This is a genomic window from Nostoc sp., from assembly GCF_036917655.1.
GTDB lineage: Bacteria > Cyanobacteriota > Cyanobacteriia > Cyanobacteriales > Nostocaceae > Nostoc.
Window position 1 is genome coordinate 105,255 of record NZ_JBALCY010000057.1, and the last position, 19,093, is coordinate 124,347.

At 42.3% G+C, this 19,093-nt stretch carries 20 protein-coding genes; 11 read left to right on the forward strand and 9 right to left on the reverse strand.

All coding sequences use genetic code 11. The features are described from left to right. Positions 1 to 134 precede the first annotated feature (134 nt). Both V7K30_RS19420 and V7K30_RS19425 read left to right on the forward strand, forming a co-directional pair. Positions 135 to 734: a Uma2 family endonuclease gene (locus V7K30_RS19420; protein ID WP_335002007.1), complete on the forward strand. Its 600-nt coding sequence runs from the start codon at positions 135 to 137 to the stop codon at positions 732 to 734. 76 nt (positions 735 to 810) lie between these two features. Continuing rightward, the gene (locus V7K30_RS19425; protein ID WP_335002009.1) at positions 811 to 1,242 is read left to right on the forward strand and encodes a biotin carboxylase; all 432 of its coding nucleotides are present in this window, start codon (positions 811 to 813) and stop codon (positions 1,240 to 1,242) included. Between the two features lie 82 nt (positions 1,243 to 1,324). On the opposite strand, the gene V7K30_RS19430 is transcribed toward V7K30_RS19425, so the two are convergent. The 3 genes from V7K30_RS19430 to upp form a co-directional block, all read right to left on the reverse strand. Continuing rightward, positions 1,325 to 1,588, reverse strand: a complete 264-nt coding sequence (locus V7K30_RS19430; protein WP_335002011.1) for a YggT family protein — start codon at positions 1,586 to 1,588, stop codon at positions 1,325 to 1,327. Positions 1,589 to 1,716: 128 nt separating this feature from the next. Next, on the reverse strand, positions 1,717 to 2,070 hold the full coding sequence (locus V7K30_RS19435; protein ID WP_335002058.1) for a hypothetical protein: 354 nt from the start codon (positions 2,068 to 2,070) through the stop codon (positions 1,717 to 1,719). 75 nt (positions 2,071 to 2,145) lie between these two features. Further along, entirely contained in the window at positions 2,146 to 2,796 is a 651-nt protein-coding gene (upp, locus tag V7K30_RS19440; protein WP_335002013.1) for a uracil phosphoribosyltransferase, read from the reverse strand. Between the two features lie 278 nt (positions 2,797 to 3,074). On the opposite strand from upp, the gene crtH reads away from it, so the two are divergent. After that, entirely contained in the window at positions 3,075 to 4,568 is a 1,494-nt protein-coding gene (gene crtH / locus V7K30_RS19445) for a carotenoid isomerase (RefSeq protein ID WP_335002015.1), read from the forward strand. A gap of 264 nt (positions 4,569 to 4,832) precedes the next feature. Then, positions 4,833 to 6,170, forward strand: coding sequence for a serine hydrolase (locus tag V7K30_RS19450; RefSeq protein ID WP_335002017.1), 1,338 nt, complete (start codon positions 4,833 to 4,835; stop codon positions 6,168 to 6,170). Positions 6,171 to 6,393: 223 nt separating this feature from the next. Here V7K30_RS19450 and purT read toward each other — a convergent pair whose 3' ends face one another. From purT to V7K30_RS19470, 4 genes are all read right to left on the reverse strand, one after another. Further along, a complete protein-coding gene (gene purT / locus V7K30_RS19455) occupies positions 6,394 to 7,557 on the reverse strand; it encodes a formate-dependent phosphoribosylglycinamide formyltransferase (RefSeq protein WP_335002019.1) in 1,164 nt (387 codons plus the stop codon). A 162-nt stretch (positions 7,558 to 7,719) separates the two neighbouring features. Continuing rightward, the gene (locus tag V7K30_RS19460; protein WP_335002021.1) at positions 7,720 to 8,202 is read right to left on the reverse strand and encodes a pentapeptide repeat-containing protein; all 483 of its coding nucleotides are present in this window, start codon (positions 8,200 to 8,202) and stop codon (positions 7,720 to 7,722) included. 157 nt (positions 8,203 to 8,359) lie between these two features. After that, on the reverse strand, positions 8,360 to 10,126 hold the full coding sequence (locus V7K30_RS19465; protein ID WP_335002022.1) for an ABC transporter permease subunit: 1,767 nt from the start codon (positions 10,124 to 10,126) through the stop codon (positions 8,360 to 8,362). Between the two features lie 44 nt (positions 10,127 to 10,170). After that, the gene (locus V7K30_RS19470) at positions 10,171 to 11,121 is read right to left on the reverse strand and encodes an ABC transporter ATP-binding protein (RefSeq protein WP_334868396.1); all 951 of its coding nucleotides are present in this window, start codon (positions 11,119 to 11,121) and stop codon (positions 10,171 to 10,173) included. A 357-nt stretch (positions 11,122 to 11,478) separates the two neighbouring features. Between V7K30_RS19470 and V7K30_RS19475 the strand changes: the two genes are divergently transcribed. Further along, a complete protein-coding gene (locus tag V7K30_RS19475) occupies positions 11,479 to 11,955 on the forward strand; it encodes a hypothetical protein (protein ID WP_335002023.1) in 477 nt (158 codons plus the stop codon). Between the two features lie 120 nt (positions 11,956 to 12,075). Here V7K30_RS19475 and V7K30_RS19480 read toward each other — a convergent pair whose 3' ends face one another. Further along, complete coding sequence (locus tag V7K30_RS19480) at positions 12,076 to 12,930, reverse strand: mechanosensitive ion channel family protein (RefSeq protein ID WP_334868398.1); 855 nt, start codon at positions 12,928 to 12,930, stop codon at positions 12,076 to 12,078. A 329-nt stretch (positions 12,931 to 13,259) separates the two neighbouring features. Here V7K30_RS19480 and V7K30_RS19485 point away from each other — a divergent pair, with 329 nt between their 5' ends. Together V7K30_RS19485 and V7K30_RS19490 are read left to right on the forward strand one after the other, a co-directional pair. After that, positions 13,260 to 14,537 carry an APC family permease gene (locus V7K30_RS19485; RefSeq protein WP_335002024.1) on the forward strand — a complete coding sequence of 426 codons (1,278 nt, stop codon included), beginning with the start codon at positions 13,260 to 13,262 and terminating at the stop codon, positions 14,535 to 14,537. A 92-nt stretch (positions 14,538 to 14,629) separates the two neighbouring features. Beyond that, positions 14,630 to 14,818, forward strand: a complete 189-nt coding sequence (locus tag V7K30_RS19490) for a hypothetical protein (RefSeq protein WP_335002026.1) — start codon at positions 14,630 to 14,632, stop codon at positions 14,816 to 14,818. A 99-nt stretch (positions 14,819 to 14,917) separates the two neighbouring features. Here the strand turns inward: V7K30_RS19490 and V7K30_RS19495 are convergent, their stop codons facing one another. Then, positions 14,918 to 15,067: a hypothetical protein gene (locus tag V7K30_RS19495; protein WP_335002028.1), complete on the reverse strand. Its 150-nt coding sequence runs from the start codon at positions 15,065 to 15,067 to the stop codon at positions 14,918 to 14,920. A gap of 23 nt (positions 15,068 to 15,090) precedes the next feature. On the opposite strand from V7K30_RS19495, the gene leuB reads away from it, so the two are divergent. From leuB to accD, 4 genes are all read left to right on the forward strand, one after another. Further along, complete coding sequence (gene leuB / locus V7K30_RS19500; RefSeq protein WP_335002030.1) at positions 15,091 to 16,179, forward strand: 3-isopropylmalate dehydrogenase; 1,089 nt, start codon at positions 15,091 to 15,093, stop codon at positions 16,177 to 16,179. 91 nt (positions 16,180 to 16,270) lie between these two features. Beyond that, on the forward strand, positions 16,271 to 16,531 hold the full coding sequence (locus V7K30_RS19505) for a hypothetical protein (RefSeq protein ID WP_335002032.1): 261 nt from the start codon (positions 16,271 to 16,273) through the stop codon (positions 16,529 to 16,531). 104 nt (positions 16,532 to 16,635) lie between these two features. Then, positions 16,636 to 17,484, forward strand: a complete 849-nt coding sequence (locus tag V7K30_RS19510; protein WP_335002033.1) for a prepilin peptidase — start codon at positions 16,636 to 16,638, stop codon at positions 17,482 to 17,484. 540 nt (positions 17,485 to 18,024) lie between these two features. Next, positions 18,025 to 18,975 (forward strand): acetyl-CoA carboxylase, carboxyltransferase subunit beta, encoded by a 951-nt coding sequence (gene accD / locus V7K30_RS19515; protein WP_335002035.1) that lies wholly within the window; start codon positions 18,025 to 18,027, stop codon positions 18,973 to 18,975. Positions 18,976 to 19,093: the final 118 nt, after the last annotated feature.

The following is a 19,093-nucleotide window of genomic DNA, read 5'->3' on the forward strand; positions in this document are numbered from 1 at the left end:
TGAAAATAGCTGTAATATTCAGGGAAGTCAGGAGTCAAGAGAAAAACTTTATTCTTTCTTGTCTTCTGAGTTCTTGCTATCGGTTTGATATTTTCTAGTGTTGACGTACTTATCACCTAGTTAGAGAAATTGCCATGACTCAAACTCAGCATCCCACAAAACTCCTGACTTTTGAGGAATTTCTAGCTTATGACGATTACACTGATACCCGCTATGAATTAGTGGATGGGGAGCTAGTAGAAATGCCAACTGAGAGCCAGGAAAACTGTGATATTGCCAAATTTCTGCTGTTCGAGTTGGCAAAGCATTTTCCTATCGCCTTGCTGGCTTACAAGGACATTGAAGTTGAAGTTAGTGGGCGGCGAGCAACCTGTCGGCTACCGGATCTGGTGGTGCATACAGAAGAGTCGAAAACGGCTTTGATTGGGAGTCCCCGCAATCTGATTACCCGCGATATGCCTCTATCAGCGCTGGTGGTTGAAATCGTCAGTCCCGGAACTGAGAACCGCAGCCGCGATTACCGTTATAAACGCACGGAATACGCAGCTAGAGGCATTACCGAATACTGGATTGTTGATCCGGAGTTAAAACAAATCACCGTTTGTAAGTGGGTGGAGGGACAGGATGAGGATACAGTGTTGAAGGGTACGGTTCGGATTGCATCAGATGTAGTACCCGATTGGGAATTGATCGTGGAGCAGGTGTTTGCAGTTGCGAATCAATCAGGGAAGTAGAGAATAGCGAGTAAGGGTATGTTGTAAGCTGAGATTATAAGTTAAATAATTATTGAATTAAGTCACGGGGTCTTTTATGCGGTTGCGCTCACTCACGGTCGTTTTGATTTCCTGTCTGATCACCTTTCTATCGTGGGCGATCACTCCCTCTGCTGTAGCCCTGACACAGATTAAACTATTTGATGTCTCTTATAAAGATTGTCCACCAGAACTCGCACAAGGGGCTGTTATCAGTAGTGGTAGCGCGGCTGCCAATTGTTTTATTGTCATTGGCAAAGCCGAAAATGGCACTAATAAAACAGTCTACGACGCAGATATTTTTGGACGCATCTATGATGCCAACAATGACTCGGTAATGCAAAACCGCACTCGTTTAGGTTCTATTGTCGAGGTGCCATCAGGTATTAGCGATTTTGAATTGAGAATTTCTGTACCTGCGAATCAGCCGTTACCTTTGAAGCTCAAGCAATTTAAAGCAGCCGGATTTAGCGGTCAAGTCCGGCGTTAATAGTTACTTTAAAAAGTCTGGACTTAATTAGCCCAGACCTAAAAATATTTTATTTGAAGTGTAGCAAATAGCAAATTCTGCTTTATGCGTAGGCTTGAAGACCACCTATGAAACTACCTAGTACTTGAAGGAGTATAATAGCTAACATTGCCGAAAAATCCATACCGCCCAATGGGGGAATAATTCGGCGGAACAGATTCAGGTAAGGGTCGGTTATCTGGCTCAAAGTTGTAAATGGTTGGTTGTACCAGTTGATATTGGGGAACCAGGTCAACAAAACCCGAATAATTAGCAAAACAGTATAGATCTGGATGAAACTAGCCAGAGTGTTAATCAGAAGGTACATGGATTTGTTAGTTTCCTACTTAAGTGTCAAACGCAGTCTTATCTTTTAATTTTAATTTAGTCCATGTCATCGTGTCTGCTGATTCCACGTTTACCACACTTGATACTTTCACCACACCTGAACAAACCTCAGGAGTCTTTAGTGAGGGAGCGGTCATTGGTTGCTTGGGGTGAACCGCCATTCACATTACCCAGTTGCTTTCGCACTTCATCAATTGTGGCATTTAGCTGGGCAATTTTATCTTCTAGCGATCGCCGGGCCGTTTCTATACCGATACTCTCACTTTCTGAGGCTTTCATCTGACGCCGCTTTGCTGCTATTTTTTTAGCTTCGGCTTGGCTATCCGTCAGTTCTATCTCCTCCTCTGCTAGCAATTGAGGGTCGCGTCGAGAAGCAATCAGTGCCCCGATAACACCGCCAAATACGCCACCAACAAACGCCCCTGCTAAAAAACCACTGCCAAAACCATCTCGTTGACTCATATCTTTACCGCCTTCAACAAACCTTGCAACTTTTACAGTAGTTATGCTATTTTCCTGCCCTAGCTGCATACTAGCCTAAGTCCCAAAAATGCGATCGCCTGCATCTCCCAATCCCGGTACAATAAAACCCTTGCTGTTAAGTTTTTCGTCAATAGTAGCGGTGTAAACTATTAAACCTGGATAAGCTGCACTCAGTTTTTGCAAAGCTGGTGGAGCCGCCACTACACAAACAATCCGGGTCAAGGCTGGATCAGCACCCCGTTGTGTCAATTCTGCCATTGCAGCCATGATCGACCCTCCAGTTGCCAACATTGGATCGGTAATTAACACTCGTGTTTGGGGGTCAAATTTTTCTGGTAACTTGTTCAGATAACAATGAGGTTGCAGTGTCTCTTCGTCTCGCGCCAAGCCCAGATGATAAATCGATGCTAAAGGCAGTAAAGTCTGCGCTCCCTCAAGTAATCCTAGTCCAGCCCGCAGAATCGGCACTACTGCCATAGGCACTTGTGGATCAATCACGGTTGCTGGACAGGTATCCAAGGGACTCTGCACCGCTGTTTCTTGGGTGGGCAACCAGTCTCGCGCAGCTTCATAAGTCAGCCATCTTCCCAACTCAGTCATCGCACTGCGAAATAATACTGAAGGTGTGCCTGCATCACGGGCAACTGCCAGCCAGTGTTTGATCAGGGGATGGGATGGAACATAAACGCGCAATTGTAGCGTCATAGCCAGAAATAGGCGCCTTTTTATTGTATAAGAACTGAAACACCATAATACTCTTTCCTGCATCCGGCTGACAGCTAAAAATTTACACTCTCAACTTTATTGATAAACTTTTTCATTAGTAGTTGACATTAATTATCAATCAAAGCTATATTCTTATACAGTGTTCTCCTCTCTTTTAAGGATCGGCAGACGGGATTAGCCAGCAGCAGCAGGCTCGTCCCTCTTTTTTGTGATTAGGCATTGGAAAATAAACAAAGGACTAATGACAAAAGAGAAAAATGCAAGATTTTGATGCGATCGTGATTGGGTCTGGGATTGGCGGATTAGTAACAGCGACCCAGTTAGCTGCGAAGGGAGCAAAAGTGCTGGTACTGGAACGTTATTTGATTCCAGGTGGTAGCGCCGGTTATTTTGAACGCCAAGGCTATCGATTCGATGTTGGCGCATCAATGATTTTTGGGTTGGGACAGAACGGTACTACTAACTTACTCACCCGTGCATTATCAACTGTAAATGTCAGCCAAGAAGCGATCGCAGATCCAGTACAAATTCACTATCATCTACCCCAAGGTTTAAACCTGAAAGTTGACCGGGTTTATGAAAAATTTTTGCAAAATCTTACTGCTCATTTTCCCCATGAAGAACAGGGGATTCATCGCTTTTATGACGAATGCCAAAAAGTATTCAAGTGCCTCAACAGCATGGATTTGCTGTCGCTGGAAGAACCTCGGTATCTACTGCGGGTATTTTTTCAGCATCCTTTAGCGTGTCTCGGTTTAGTTAAATATCTGCCCCAAAATGCTGGAGACGTGGCGCGGCGCTACATCAAAGACCCGCAATTATTGAAATTTATCGATATGGAATGTTATTGCTGGTCGGTTGTAACCGCTGACATGACACCAATGATTAATGCTGGAATGGTCTTTTCTGACAGACATTATGGCGGAGTTAACTATCCTAAAGGCGGAGTGGGACAAATTGCCCAAAAACTGGTGGAAGGTCTAGAGAAGGCTGGAGGTAAGATTCAGTACCAAGCTAGAGTCACGAAAATTCTTACAGAACAGGGAAAAGCGGTAGGTGTGCAACTGGCTAATGGTCAAGTATATCAGGGTAAACGCATAGTTTCTAACGCTACACGCTGGGATACATTTGCACAATTACTACCAGCAGAAGAAATGCCACTTAATGAAAAAAAGTGGCAACAAAATTATCAAAAATCTCCAAGCTTCTTGAGTTTGCACATGGGGGTAAAAGAGTCAGTTTTGCCTGCGGGGACAGAGTGCCACCATATTTTGCTAGAAGATTGGGAAAAGATGACAGCAGTAGAAGGCACAGTTTTTGTTTCGATTCCCACATTGCTTGACCCAGATTTAGCACCAAATGGATATCACATCATTCATGCCTTCACGCCTCATTGGATTGATGATTGGCAAGAACTTTCTGTGAGTCAGTACGAAGCGAAGAAAGAAGAGGCGGCTGGGCGAATTATTGACCGCCTAGAGAAGCTTTTTCCCGGTTTAGATGCCGGATTGGATTATTTAGAAGTGGGGACACCGCGCACTCATCGCCGCTTTTTGGGTCGTGAGGATGGCACTTATGGGCCAATTCCCCGGCGCAAGTTGTGGGGGTTATTGAACATGCCCTTTAATCGCACAGCTATTCCAGGACTTTATTGTGTAGGCGATAGTACCTTTCCGGGTCAAGGATTGAATGCAGTCGCTTTTTCTGGGTTTGCTTGCGCCCACCGCATTGCCGTGGATTTAGGATTTTAACGTGCATCAATCAAGCTGATTACACAACAGCCTACGCAAAAAAATAGATGTGGTTTAGATGCTTTTTCGGATAAGCACATTATTTACATAGGACTTACGCAAAATTGTCTCAAATACCTGATTTGTCGTAGCGGTAATTCATGAATTACCGCTATTTCAGAACTTTTTTGCGTAAGTCCTGTTACAAAACTTCTCATAATTGTGCTTTAATGGTGAGCGGTTTTTGTTCTCTAAGAATCTTCCTCACACACAAAGCGATCATCGATGCTCCTCACACACAAAGAAAACATTTTAAAATTTAGCTTGCTTCTACCCAGCTTCTTAAGTTTGTTCCTGTTTGGCTCTACTGTCAAAGCTACTGCGATCGCTAATTGGCATTTTGATAGCAATCGCAATCATCTGGATTTCACCACAGACAAGAATGTTCAACCGAAAGTACAATTACTTACCAACCCTACTCGTCTGGTCATTGATTTACCTGGAGTTACATTAGGATATCCACAGACTAGTCAAAGAGTGGGGTCAGTAATTCAAGAGATTCGCATCGAGCAGTTTAACGCAGAGACTACCCGCATGGTAGTTACTTTAGCACCCGGTTACACCTTCGACTTAGCACAGGTAAAGTTGCAAGAGGAATCAGCCAATCATTGGTCTGTGCAGTTACCCAAGCCAGTACCACTGACTGCAACCCAGCCGAAATATCTGGAAATAACTCCGAGTATTTTTCCAACAGTGGGTGATAATAGCACTCTATTTGCTGGCGTGGTTCCCATGCATTTACCGATGAAAGTGCTGGAACCTCAAATTAAAGCCTTGATGAGTCGCTACAGTTTTCTCAAAACAGGAATGTTTTTCCTAGATTTGGATACTGGAGATTATTTGGATATTGGAGGCGATCGCGTTTTCCCGGCTGCAAGTACAATTAAACTGCCAATTCTCATCGCCTTTTTCCAAGATTTAGATGCTGGTAAAGTCACCCTTCAAGAAAACCTGACTATGCGGGGTGACTTAGTAACCAATGGTTCTGGAGTTATGCAGTATGAGCGAGTTGGTAAGAAGTATACAGCTTTGGAAACCATCACTAAGATGATAACCATCAGTGACAATACCGCCACCAACATGATTATCGATCGCTTAGGTGGAGCTGCGCGACTAAATCAGCGCTTCCGTAACTGGGGACTGAAAGACACAGTAATTCGGCATCTTTTGGCTGACTTGAGAGGAACCAACACCACAAGTTCTCAAGATATGGCGCGGGTGCTGGCTTTAGTTGTGAATAACAAGCTAGTTTCTTTACAGAGTCGGGAGCAAGCTTTAGATATTCTGCGTCACACCACAATTCACACACTGCTTCCCGCAGGTTTGGGGAAAGGCGCTGTCATCGCTAACAAAACCGGAGATATCGGCTTTCTCATTGGCGACGCGGGATTTGTGACTATGCCCAATGGTAAGCGCTACTTGGCGGCTATCTTCGTCACCCGTCCGTATAAGGACACTAGAGGGAGAGACTTTATCCGTCAAGTTTCCCAGCTTGTTTACAATTACCTGAATCAGTTGAATCCGGTTGCTGCGGTTAATTTTCCTAACAGTGCGACGAGATAGCAGTTCACAATTGGGTTAAAAATAGCCAGGGCGAATAGAATAGAGCCTCCGGCACGCTGACGCGAACGCGGCTACACAATCAAATGAGGTACATCATAGCCCCCTCATCGCTTGCGGGGAGGGGGTTGGGGGTGGGGTTATTGTACCTCACTCAACTGATAACCGCTATAACATACCCTACAGATACAGTGGTTTTATATTTAATTCAACCCACCTACTTGGATTAGATAATTGTGATTTTATTGGCTGCTTTCGTAGCTTTTTCCCTAGCCTCTTGGACATTAGCACCCTTCGCTAAAGCTACGCCCATTCGCCGATATGGATGAGCATTAGGTTTACCAAATAATCTAATATCTATATCTTTTTCTGACAAAGCATCGGCTACACCACCAAAAGTAATAGAATCAGATTTTTCTGATGCTAAAATTACCGCACTAGCTGATGCTCCTAGCTGTTCTATATGAGGGATTGGCAAGCCTAAAATTGCTCTTAAATGTAATTCAAATTCATTGAGATTTTGGGAGATTAATGTCACCATTCCCGTATCGTGGGGTCTGGGAGAAAGTTCGGAAAAAATCACTTCATCTTTGGTAATGAAAAACTCAACGCCAAAAATTCCGGCTCCTCCTAAAGCATCAGTGACTTTTATAGCAATTTCTCTTGCTCTTAATATCTTATCTTCAGAAATTAGTGCGGGTTGCCACGATTCTTGATAATCACCTCGTTCTTGGCGATGGCCAATAGGAGAACAGAAAATTGTCGGTGCATTCCACTGTTTAATTGTCAGTAAAGTTATCTCAATTTCAAAGTTAATAAATTCTTCGACGATCACCTTTTGACTATCACCTCTAGAATTAGCGATCGCATAATTCCAAGCCTTCTCAACCTCACTCTTATTCTGGACTACAGACTGACCTTTCCCAGAGGATGACATCACAGGTTTAACAACATTACTAAACCCAATTTCATCAGAAACTGCAATTAATTCTTCTAGAGTAGTTGCATAACCATATTTAGCCGTTCTGATGCCCAATTCTTGATGCGCTAGTTCCCGAATTCTGTCGCGGTTCATTGTATAGTTAGTAGCAGCCGCAGTCGGTATAACTGTAATCCCTCGCTGTTCAAATTCGATCAGTTTTTCTGTTCTGATTGCTTCAATTTCTGGTATAATAATATGTGGCTGATATTTTGTCACTACAGCTTCTAAATCATCAGCACTGAGCATAGAAATAACTTCAGAAGCATCAGCAACTTGCATCGCCGGAGCATTGGCGTAGCGGTCAACAGCAATCACATAATTACCAAGACGTTGAGCTGCGATCGCAAATTCCTTGCCTAGTTCTCCTGAACCCAGTAACATCAATTTTTGGGGCAACTTAATACTCATTAACTTATCCAGTCAATTTCAATTCAATTAGGACTTATGCAAAATTGTTTCAAAAACCTGATTTGTCGTAGCGGTAATTCATGAATTACCGCTACTTCATAACTTTTTGGCGTAAGTCCTGTCAATAATATTATAATTTTTTGTGTTTTAATTACCATCTTTTCAAGAATTAAATCTAGCTCCGCGTAGTTGTAAATCTTGACGTTGCAAATGATTTAAACCAGTACCTACGCCAAGCTGACAGTTATCGACTAGAGTCTCTAGCCAAATAGTCTCATTCAAAGTTGCACCTCGTAAATCTGCATTTCTCAAGTCAGCTTTCGTAAAATTTGCAAATAAGAGGTCTGCATTAACTAAACTACTACCTTGTAGATTTGCTCCTGATAAATTTCCTCGGATGAAGTTTACGCCATCTAAAATTAAACCAGATAAATCTGCTCCTATAAGATTAGGAAATTTTAGCTGACTTGGATATTTAAAAAACCGCATCATACAGATTATATTTGCTTCATTTAGTTGTATTTTGGTTAAAAAATCATAACGAGCTATGCCCAGATTCTTGAGAATTCGCAGACGCTGTGGGGGACTTTGTTCTAAAAACTGGATGGCTGTATAGCGTAGGTCTTCAGTAGAAATATTTAGCATAATTCTTAGATAGTCGTAATATTTATGCCGATTAAAAATTTAACCGTTAATTTAGGCAAATAATAGATAATATAGCAGTCTTAAATCATTTTTGAAAAACAAGAACCCCGACTTCTCAAAGAAATCGGGGTTCTAACGTGTATCGATAACTACTTACCTAACGTCCTGCCAATAATGCTTTCGTAGCAGATTCGCCTGCTAATCTCACGCGCCTTGTCAACTGGAAGTTTAACAACGCTAGAACACTCAACTCAGCTAGAAGTGCCATAAAAATTGTTGTCACCCCAGAGTATTCTATAGCTGCCCAAGGAAAAGTTGAAAATAACCAGACAGTAGGATATTTCGATGAGGAGATGTCGAGAAATTGGAGAATCGTCGGTGGTAGAAACATTGCTGTACCTAAAGTCCCAATTGTCCAAAAATAACGCTTGGGAGTTTTCAGCAAAAGTATCAATTGGGCGATGGTAGCGTAAATCATCATTAAGCTGATAGACAAAGCTATAGCTAAAACTACTTTAAACCTGTCAATATCGTTACTCAGCCAAATTTGGCCATTGTTTGCATCAAAAACAGATGTAAGTGAAACCCAAACTAGCCAAGGGATAGTAACAATTGTCAGATTAATAGCGATCGCTACTAGTGCAGGGCTTTTTTCGCCCTTAATTAAATCCTGCCAAGCACTCTTGCGGCTAGAAACTGCCTGATGTCGATATCTTGCCCAATCTTGTACATCTTGACGGTGAGGGGAAAGAACCACAATTAAACTTAAAATCAACACCAAGTTGTATAGTGCTAGCAAAATGAGACTTCCCCCAAGCCGTTCATCCCATCTTTCATTATTTAGACTAATTTGTACGCTAAATCCCCACATCATCAACTGGCAAAACGCTACTATAAAATAACTTTGTTCCTTACTGATTATTGACGCTTGAGGATTACGGAAGCAACGTTTAAGAGCTTGGAAAATACCGTAACTGCATAATCCAAAGTTCAGCAAATATAAACCAACAACACTAACAACACTTGTCCCTAATGGTAAATAGAAAAACTGCAAGTTTGTCACGGGAGAACCATAGTATACATGAAACAAGTTAGGAAATAGATAATTTGTTACATCCCAAGGATTAAAAAGTCTAAACCAAGCAGTTGAATTATTTAAGGTGATGTTATCAGACAATGCCACCACCATTGTTATGAACAAAAAAAGCAAAAGTAGACCACTACCTAGCCAAGGCTGAAAACCGCTAAAGGAACGACTAAATAAACCAAATAGTAGTGCAGCACTGTAGAAGAAAATACAGCTAGCAGCAACGATTGCGTAGTAACTCAAAATGTAATTAAAGGCAATTTTGGCAGAAAGTCCAGCCCACAAATGTAAAGGAACTGCTACTAAGATGAACAGATAAATTAAACTCGGAACTCCGAGCAACTTCCCAGTCAATATGCTTGTTTCTGATTGGGGACTGAGACGGATGAAATTCAGTGTGCCGCGAGTTTCTTCTTTGGCTAAATCGTTGATTAGTAAATAAGTTCCGGCAACTAATAGTGTAAATATAAAAATTACACTAAACGTTAGAAACGTATATTCCCAATGGTTTTGCCACCACAATTGCCAATCAATTTCATTTTGAGGACAAAAATTATTTGAGAAGAAATGATTTAAGTCAGCAATTCTAGATTGATCTGATTCCTGGTAAACCTGCTTTTGTTGCAGTTCATAGACTTGATGCAAACGACAATATGTGGCAGTTAGGGAGTATCTATCATCAGGCAATTCCCGTAACTGATATAAAAAAACTACCAGTTGCAGTAGTAAAGATGTTGCAACTGCGATCGCAACATTAAAAAATTTCAGCCGTCCTTTGAGTTCCCGGAATAGTTGCGGATTCCAATCGCCGATTTTGTCTATTAAATTGGACATCATAGCAAAAAAATCTCCAAAAATGGGGAGTGATATTTATTGACGTATTAAGACGCTTGTTTGTGACCTAATTTTAAGAAAATACTTTCTAAGTCTTCTTGTGTGCAGTGGAAATCAGTCAAGGGAATGCCTGCTTTGATGAGCGATCGCAACAACTCAGCACTATCTTCATCTTTGCCCGAAAAATTCACCCGCACACTGTTTTTTCCTGGTATTACCTCCCACTCTTGTACCAAAGGATGATGTTTGAGTTCATTCAAAAGCGTCTCTAGGTTCCCCAAAGTTGATAACACAATTTGCTGATGGGCTAGACGTTGATAAAGTTGCTGTAGGGAAGTACTTTCTACCAAGAAGCCAAGTTCCATAATTCCCACAGAAGTACAGAGTTCCGCTAAATCACTGAGAACATGGGAAGAAATGATCACAGTCATCCCAGCTTCTTGCAAAGCCTTAATGATTTCCCGAAATTGCATCCTAGCAATGGGGTCAAGCCCAGAAACAGGCTCATCTAGTAATAGTAAAATTGGTTCGTGGATAATGGTTCGCGCTAAACTTAAGCGCTGTTTCATCCCCCGCGACAGAGTAGAAATCTGACTATGGCGTTTATTACCAAGTTGGATTAGTTCTAAAACTTCATGCAGGCGTTGAGTGCGGCGCGGTTCTCGCAAACGATACAGACGCGCAAAATAATCTAGGTAATCCCAGACTGTCAGATCCTCATATAGCGGGTAGTCATCGGGTAAGTAGCCTAGACGACGCTTAAGTTTAGGATTACTCTTGTCACGGAGTAGGCGATCGCCATTAATATAAATTTCACCCGTAGTTGGTTCCTCAGCAGTTGCCAACATTCGGATGAGAGTTGTTTTACCCGCGCCATTCGGCCCAATCAATCCATATACTTCCCCCGCCTGAATCTCTAAATCAACATCATTGACAGCAACGTGCCGGTCAAATTGCTTAGTTAGTCCACGGGTACAAATTGCTAATTCTTTTACCATCGCTGCTGGGGTGCGGCTTGTGATTAACAGCTAACCTAACCTTTTTCTACAGCATTTGTCCTGCTTGTTTCAGAAATTGAAACTGAGTTTATATAAAGTTGCTTTGTGTAATGGGCATTATTTACCACTATTTCAATGAAGTTTTAAATAATGCCAATTATGAAGTTTTACTACGGTGGATACTAAAGCTAGAAATCTCTAGGTCTTCTTAGTTAATCAGGTAAAAGCTGTATGGATTTTGAATCGATTATGAATATGCCTTTTATCTGACAAAATATTGTTAGTGCGATCGAAGAAGGTAGAGAGTGGGGGCAAACGTTTCTGAACGATTCAAGCTGGGGCGGTGATAAAGAGCAAATGGTAAATCATGCTATATATGAGTCAACACTTTGGTCTGTGGGCAACGGAATTGCTAGTGGGGTTGTTGGGGTAGCTGGGATACCGTTTGAAATTGTTAGTACACTCTATGCCCAAGTAAAGCTGGCATCTACTCTTTTCGCCATACATAAAATTGACACCTACAGCGAATCTGCACGACTACTAGTTTTAGCTGCTGCGGCTGGAGTTAGTGTATCTGAACTGGCTAATCAATTAGGAACTCAGGTAGGAATTCAAGTAGGATCGCAAGCTATTCAAAAAGCTTTGATGTCCATTCCTGGGAAAACTTTTGCTGAGATAAACAAAGCTTTAGGAATTAAGCTAATTTCCAAAGCAGGCGAGAAAACTTTAGTCAACATATCAACAATGATACCTTTGATAGGGTTTCCGATCATAGGTGTGATCGATGGAGTAATGATGAATGCTTGTGGACATTCAGTGATTGCTTTCATCTAGGCTTGGAACAGGTCATAACTTAGCAAAAGTAGGTAAGACATACGCCTTACCTACTTATTAATTCTTATTCTGCTATTGATGAAATCTTTGTAAATTAAGCCTTGACTTTTTACTTTAGTGTCAAGTTATTTCCGATAGTGGTGGGATGACATTATTAATCCCATTACCAGATGAACCGCTAATTGCATAACGGTATTCGGGAATTGGATACCCAGCTTCGCTAAAGGTTTCACGGATGGCTTTATTAGTGTCGAAGTAAACCTGCCAGTAATGGTCATTATTGCAATAAGGACGGACTGCTAGTACAGGGCCTGCAAAGTTGAAATCCTGAATTTCTACATCCAGTGCTGGATTTTGGAGAACATTAGGAATTTGGCTAATTTTCGCTTTCAAAAGTGCGATCGCTTCGTTGTGTTTCACATCATGATGGAGTTGAGCCACCAGATCAACCCGACGGTAAGGATTGGCGGAATAATTCTGGATATTGTCAGCAAAGATTTTATTATTAGCAACAATCGTCAATACGTTATCAGGCGTATTAATACTAGTTGTGAACAGCCCAAGTTCTGTAACAGTACCTGTGACACCTGCCGTCGTGATGAAATCACCAACTTTGAATGGTCGAAAAACGATTAAAAATGCTCCAGCTGCAAAGTTGGCCAGTAGTCCCCCCCATGCTGCACCAATTGCAATGCCTGCTCCTGCTAGCAATGCAGCAAAGGAAGTTGTTTCAACCCCAAAAAAGCCGAGAATTGCCACAACTAGAATAATTCTCAACGTAACGCCAATGATATTCAGAAGATAGTTAATGAGTGTCGGGTCAACGTGTTGGCTTCGGAAAGCACGTCGCACTAGCTTCAATGCAAAATCAATCAAGCGTTGAGCAATCAGCCACAGAGCGATCGCACCTAAAACTTTTAGTCCAAACAGAGTTAAAAGTTGACTAGCAACCAGGCTAATTTGTCTGAAATCCATAATTTTTTTTGTTTGTGAATTATTAAACACAATAAACATACAAGAAATTAAATCAAAATCATGTATAAATACTTTTTTTTTAATTTTTGCTGTACTGTGCAGCAAAATAGCAAAGTGTTCTCGGAGGAGGCCAAGTTCTTTAGGCAAGGCTTTTATCGGGCTTCCTATGCTAGTGAGATATAGCTAGACTTCATATATAAACCCTTTCAACTTTGAGGATATGCCTCATTTGATCGAGAACCGATATATTCCCAACCGCCTAATCTCAGCTTGATTATCTGCGTGCTAGTCAACGACTATAAAACTATATATTCCTAAAGAGGTTACAGGTGTCAAGCAAAAAAATCGGTTTTTGGTCTGTGTGGGCATTGGGTGTAGGAGGCATTGTCGGTGGACTTTTTCCAGCGCTGGGAGTTGTAATTCAAGTAACTGGTGCAGGCGCACCACTAGCATTTGCGATCGCAGGGACAATAGCTTTGATAACTACTTATGCTTATGCAAAACTTTCGGTAGCTCATCCATGTCGAGGCGGGACTGTAACCTTCTTAAACCAGGCTTTTGGTCCAGGGCTGTTTAGTGGGACACTGAATCTTCTACTATGGTTTAGCTATGTAGTCATGCTTTCTTTCTACTTGCAGGCTTTTGGTAGTTATGGAATTAGCCTGTTCACAGAGTCTACTCAACCTATTTGGAACCACTTACTGATTAGCTTGGCAATTTTAGGCACAACTGGACTAAATCTACTAACTGCCAATTATATTGGTAAATCTCAAATCTGGATTGTCAGCTTCAAACTGGGGATTTTGATCCTGTTCATTATTATGGGGAGCAGTCATATCGACATTTCCCGTCTAGAACCAGCCTCAGTGTCCTCGCTACAATCAATTTTTGCCGGAGCAATGGTGATCTTCTTGTCTTATGAAGGCTTTGAGCTAATCGCCAATACAGCAGAGGATCTTGTCAATCCCAAGTCCACTTTGCCACGAGTTTATTACTCTGTAATTGGGTTCGTTATTTTGCTTTACGTTTTAATAGCACTCGTCACATTGGGAGCAGAACCAATAGAACAGATTTTGGCAGCAAGAGACTATGCTTTGGCTGAAGTTGCCAAACCAATTATGGGGCAATTTGGATCTGTTTTGATTACTATTGCTGCTCTTTTATCAACTATCTCGGCTAGTAACGCAACACTCTACGGTTCGGCTCGTTTTAGCTCTGTTATTGCTAAATCTAAGGGGTTTGACTCTGGCAGCCAAATAAATGGCATAGATCAATCATCAATTGGCTTATTTATTACTAGTGGTATTACTCTAATAATCGCCAATTTCTTTGATATAAGTCGGATCTCAACGATCGGTAGTGCCGGCTTCCTGCTGATATTTGCTGCGGTTAATTTAGCTAATGCTCGTATGTATCGTTATACAAAAAGCAAGCAGTGGATTTCACTTCTAGGTACTGGAATATGTTTAGTGGCACTAGGAATGTTAATTTGGTTTGCTTTGCAAACAGATCCACAAACCGTCTGGGTTTTAGTGTTCATGGTAGGAGTAGCCATAGGTATCGAAGTAATCTACTACCTGGCAAACAATCGAGAGCTACGCCTTTGAAAAAGCTTTGCTGAACTCTAAGATGTATTTGTGGTAGTCCACTTTGGATTAATTTAGATCGGGCAACGTTATTAAGTAGTTATGGCTGATGGATGATTGCCCATCAGCCAATGTCGTTTTCTTTTACAGGTTCGCTTAAAATTCTTGTTTTGCTTGCTTCTTTATCTCTTATTGCTTGCGCTATTTTAGTCTGGCTTCGGCTCAAAGATTTAGCTTATAAAACTGGTCAAACAATTTCAGGACTTACGCAAAAAGGCAGTGAAAGCCCTGATTTCCCGTAGGGGCAATTCATGAATTGCCCCTGAGCGCGTGTAGTTTTGCGTAAGTCCTAAATTTATCAAATTAAGCATGGATTGTTATCAAATTATTTAGTTCAGCAACTAAAACGCCCGGATGTTCCCATCTTTATTGCCTAGTTGTTTGGCACGCGGCACGGCTACACCGCGCCATTGCTTGTGACAGTTGCGTAAGTCCTGATAAATTAAAAACTCCATCGGTACATTTTGCTCGGTATGATATTTAATCTGCAAGCATTTACCCAGTAAAACTAGCTATGACCCAGAACTACCGCATTACTCTACTCTCCGGCGATGGCATTGGCCCTGAAATTATGGCAGTGGCGGTAGACGTGCTGAAAGTCGTAGGGAAGCAATTTGATCTGAAGTTTGAATTCCAAGAAGCCCTCATCGGTGGTGCAGCAATTGACGCTACAGGCGAACCCCTCCCATCTGCAACTCTAGAGACTTGTCGTAACAGTGATGCTGTATTACTTGCCGCCATTGGTGGTTATAAGTGGGATTCCTTGCCATCTAATTTACGCCCAGAAGCAGGTTTGTTAGGACTACGTGCGGGTTTGGGATTATTTGCCAATTTGCGCCCAGCGAAAATTTTGCCCCAGCTAATCGACGCCTCGACTTTGAAACGCGAAGTTGTGGAAGGCGTGGATATTATGGTGGTGCGTGAACTCACTGGTGGGATTTACTTCGGTAAACCTAAAGGGATTTTTGCCACAGAAACTGGTGAGAAACGCGGTGTAAATACAATGGTTTACACGGAATCAGAAATTGAACGCATTGGGCGGGTGGCATTTGAGGCGGCTAGAAAACGCGGTGGAAAACTTTGTTCGGTGGATAAAGCCAACGTATTAGAAGTATCTCAGTTGTGGCGCGATCGCATCACCAAACTTTCTCAGGAGTATCCAGATATCGAACTCTCTCATTTATATGTAGATAATGCTGCTATGCAGTTAGTACGCGCTCCCAAGCAGTTCGACACCATTGTTACAGGCAATTTGTTTGGTGATATTCTCTCTGATGCTGCCGCCATGCTCACGGGTAGTATTGGGATGTTACCCTCGGCTAGTTTGGGCGCTTCTGGGCCTGGTGTGTTTGAACCAGTTCATGGTTCCGCCCCAGATATCGCCGGACTTGATAAGGCTAATCCTCTAGCACAGGTTTTGAGTGCGGCGATGATGTTACGCTACGGTTTAGAACAACCAAAAGCGGCAGATCACATCGAACAAGCCGTTTTGCAAGTTTTAGAGCAAGGCGATCGCACGGGAGATATAATTTCTCCAGGAAAAAATCTCCTGGGTTGCCGCGCTATGGGCGATGCACTGATTAGAGCGATTGAAGGAAAATAATTAAATTAATACAACTTGGGCACTTTGGCAACCTTTGCTATAAGTTTCGGGTAGACTAGAGAGAAATCTAGCAATCAAATAACAGTCGATAGTGTACGCATTACGACAAGGACAAGCAAATTTTACCGCCCCAAAGAATCAACCACCTTTGATTGATCCCGCCGTAATCAGAGCTGCTGGGCAGATTTACTATACTCACTGTGAAGTACATCCCGAAATAGCTGGGCAACCTTCCGGTGTAGCAATTAATCGCATGACTCATCGAGGTAAGGTTATTTTTACTAACCAACCAGTTCTCTTACCTCAAGAATGTTTTGTGCCCTTGAGTCAAATTGAATCGCACATGTATTAGTCATTGGTCATTGGTCATTAGTCATTAATCATTAGTTCTCGACAAAGGACAAAAGATAAACGACAAATGACTGTATGGACAAATGACAAAGGACAAATGACTGTATGGACATTTTGTTCGCCGTCCCGGCGAGTGTAATGGTCTTTGCTTTGGGTGCATCTATTGGCAGTTTTCTCAATGTTATTATTTATCGGCTACCTGCTGGGTTGTCAATTCTTTGGCCGCCTTCTCGTTGTCCTAAATGCTTAAACCAGCTAAAAGCTTACGACAATGTACCAGTATTTGGCTGGATTTCGTTAAGAGGGCGGTGTCGATATTGCAAAAGCAAAATTTCTGTCCGTTATCCTGTGGTAGAAGGGGTAACGGGCATAATTTTTTTACTGATTTTTTTGGTATTTCAAGTTTCGACTTTAACAATAGGCTATTGGGCTTTTTGCAGTTGGTTATTGGCCCTATCGCTCATCGACCTAGATACAATGACCCTACCTAATCCACTTACTCAGTCGGGTTTAGTCGTAGGGATTTTGTTTCAAATGGTGGTTGGTTTTTTACCAGAGGCTAGTTCCGTGGCATTGGTAAATCACCTGATGATGGCGATAGTTGGTGCGGTATTGGGCTTATGGCTGTTTGATGCGATCGCCCTATTGGGTTCAATTGCCTTTGGTAAAACTGCAATGGGTGCAGGTGACGCCAAGTTAGCAGCCATGATGGGAGCCTGGTTAGGCTGGAAATATTTGCTTTTGGCTAGTTTTATTGCCTGTGGGCTGGGAGCATTAGTTGGTAGCAGTGTTATTATGCGTAGACGCAAACCCGCAAGTCTTGAGACATCGCGACAAAGGTTAGGACAAAAGATGCCTTTTGGCCCTTTTTTAGCTTTAGGGTCTGTGATAACCCTGTTTAGCGGCGAAGCCATTTTGTCTAGCTACCTGCGGTTATTTTTTCCAGCCTCTTAAATTGGAGTGGCGAGTGCGGAGATGAGGGGGATGGGGTCTAACCAATACCCAATGCCCAATGTCCAATACCCTTTCATAAGAAATATTTATCATTCGTGACTGTAACCAACATTACCCCATCTGCCCTTCATATTTTGATAATATTCAGCTTGTGACTTGTATTACCCTCTTAACGACGATTAACCGTTGGCAAGCACAACTAGTACAACAGATGCTGCTTGTTCAGAACACTAGCAATGCGAATCATTGATTTGGGTGGGAGAGGGAGAGCATCTTATTTGGAGGTTGGTATTCTCATGGCTTTGTCAGTACGTCCATATAATTAAGTCTGCTGAAAAAAAGAGCAGGAGACTTGTATTGGCATAAGTATTTTCGTTAAGCTGGCAACCAAAGATGAAAATTAAGGTCTGAATTGCTTAAAAGCGTAGTTTGACGATGTAGCCATTAGTCATTAATAAAGACAAATGACAAAAGGCTAAGGACAACCCAATACGGTTTGACATGTTTTCGACCTCATACCCACTTAAAATAAAATAAAAAATGGCTAACAACGAAGAATCACGCGGTTTAAAGTCTCTATTTGATTGGTTTGCAAATCGACGGAAATCAGGATCTACCAGCCTCGAACGCCAAGAGCGTGAAATTGCTGATGGTCTTTGGCATAAATGTTCTAAGTGTAGCGTGTTGACATATACAAAAGACCTGAAAGCCAATCAGATGGTTTGTAGCGAATGTGGTCATCACAATCGGGTAGATAGTGATGAGCGCATCCGTCAATTGATAGATAATAATACCTGGAAACCGCTGGATGAGCATTTGCGTCCAACCGATCCGCTGGAATTTCGCGATCGCAAACTCTACAGCGATCGCTTGCGGGAAATCCAGGAGAAAATTGGCTTAATAGACGCGGTTAAAACTGGTTTGGGTCAAATCAATGGTTTGCCCATTGCCCTTGCGGTTATGGACTTCCGTTTTATGGGTGGTAGCATGGGTTCGGTCGTGGGAGAAAAAATCACCCGCATGATTGAGCAAGCCACTCAACGGCGATATCCTGTAGTTATCGTCTGCACCTCCGGTGGCGCGAGAATGCAAGAAGGAATGCTCTCCCTGATGCAGATGGCGAAAATCTCCGCAGCCCTACAGCGCCATAAAGATGCCCGACTATTATATATTCCCGTTTTGACCAATCCCACAACGGGTGGTGTTACCGCAAGTTTTGCAATGTTGGGCGATATCATTTTGGCAGAACCCAAGGCAACCATTGGTTTTGCCGGTCGGCGAGTGATCGAGCAAACCCTACGGGAAAAACTGCCCGATAATTTTCAGACTGCTGAAGATTTGCTCCTGCATGGTTTTGTTGATGATATTGTACCCCGTACCCAATTAAAGAACACCCTAACCCAGCTAATTGCCCTACACCAGCCTGTATTAACAACACCTCATATGGTGTTGTGGGAAACAATGTCTTTGACTTCTACCGCCGCAGAATAGTCAAGAGTGCTGAGTGCTGAGTTATGAGTGCTGAGTGCTGAGTGCTGAGTGCTGAGTGCTGAGTGCTGAGTGCTGAGTGCTGAGTGCTGAGTGCTGAGTGCTGAGTTATGAGTTATGA

Bases quoted from the DNA above. Each gene is read 5' to 3' on its own strand.
- V7K30_RS19420 (WP_335002007.1), top strand. From the start codon at position 135: ATGACTCAAACTCAGCATCCCACAAAACTCCTGACTTTTGAGGAATTT.
- V7K30_RS19425 (WP_335002009.1), top strand. From the start codon at position 811: ATGCGGTTGCGCTCACTCACGGTCGTTTTGATTTCCTGTCTGATCACC.
- V7K30_RS19430 (WP_335002011.1), bottom strand. From the start codon at position 1,588: ATGTACCTTCTGATTAACACTCTGGCTAGTTTCATCCAGATCTATACT.
- V7K30_RS19435 (WP_335002058.1), bottom strand. From the start codon at position 2,070: ATGAGTCAACGAGATGGTTTTGGCAGTGGTTTTTTAGCAGGGGCGTTT.
- upp (WP_335002013.1), bottom strand. From the start codon at position 2,796: ATGACGCTACAATTGCGCGTTTATGTTCCATCCCATCCCCTGATCAAA.
- crtH (WP_335002015.1), top strand. From the start codon at position 3,075: ATGCAAGATTTTGATGCGATCGTGATTGGGTCTGGGATTGGCGGATTA.
- V7K30_RS19450 (WP_335002017.1), top strand. From the start codon at position 4,833: ATGCTCCTCACACACAAAGAAAACATTTTAAAATTTAGCTTGCTTCTA.
- purT (WP_335002019.1), bottom strand. From the start codon at position 7,557: ATGAGTATTAAGTTGCCCCAAAAATTGATGTTACTGGGTTCAGGAGAA.
- V7K30_RS19460 (WP_335002021.1), bottom strand. From the start codon at position 8,202: ATGCTAAATATTTCTACTGAAGACCTACGCTATACAGCCATCCAGTTT.
- V7K30_RS19465 (WP_335002022.1), bottom strand. From the start codon at position 10,126: ATGATGTCCAATTTAATAGACAAAATCGGCGATTGGAATCCGCAACTA.
- V7K30_RS19470 (WP_334868396.1), bottom strand. From the start codon at position 11,121: ATGGTAAAAGAATTAGCAATTTGTACCCGTGGACTAACTAAGCAATTT.
- V7K30_RS19475 (WP_335002023.1), top strand. From the start codon at position 11,479: ATGGTAAATCATGCTATATATGAGTCAACACTTTGGTCTGTGGGCAAC.
- V7K30_RS19480 (WP_334868398.1), bottom strand. From the start codon at position 12,930: ATGGATTTCAGACAAATTAGCCTGGTTGCTAGTCAACTTTTAACTCTG.
- V7K30_RS19490 (WP_335002026.1), top strand. From the start codon at position 14,630: ATGATTGCCCATCAGCCAATGTCGTTTTCTTTTACAGGTTCGCTTAAA.
- leuB (WP_335002030.1), top strand. From the start codon at position 15,091: ATGACCCAGAACTACCGCATTACTCTACTCTCCGGCGATGGCATTGGC.
- V7K30_RS19510 (WP_335002033.1), top strand. From the start codon at position 16,636: ATGGACATTTTGTTCGCCGTCCCGGCGAGTGTAATGGTCTTTGCTTTG.
- accD (WP_335002035.1), top strand. From the start codon at position 18,025: ATGGCTAACAACGAAGAATCACGCGGTTTAAAGTCTCTATTTGATTGG.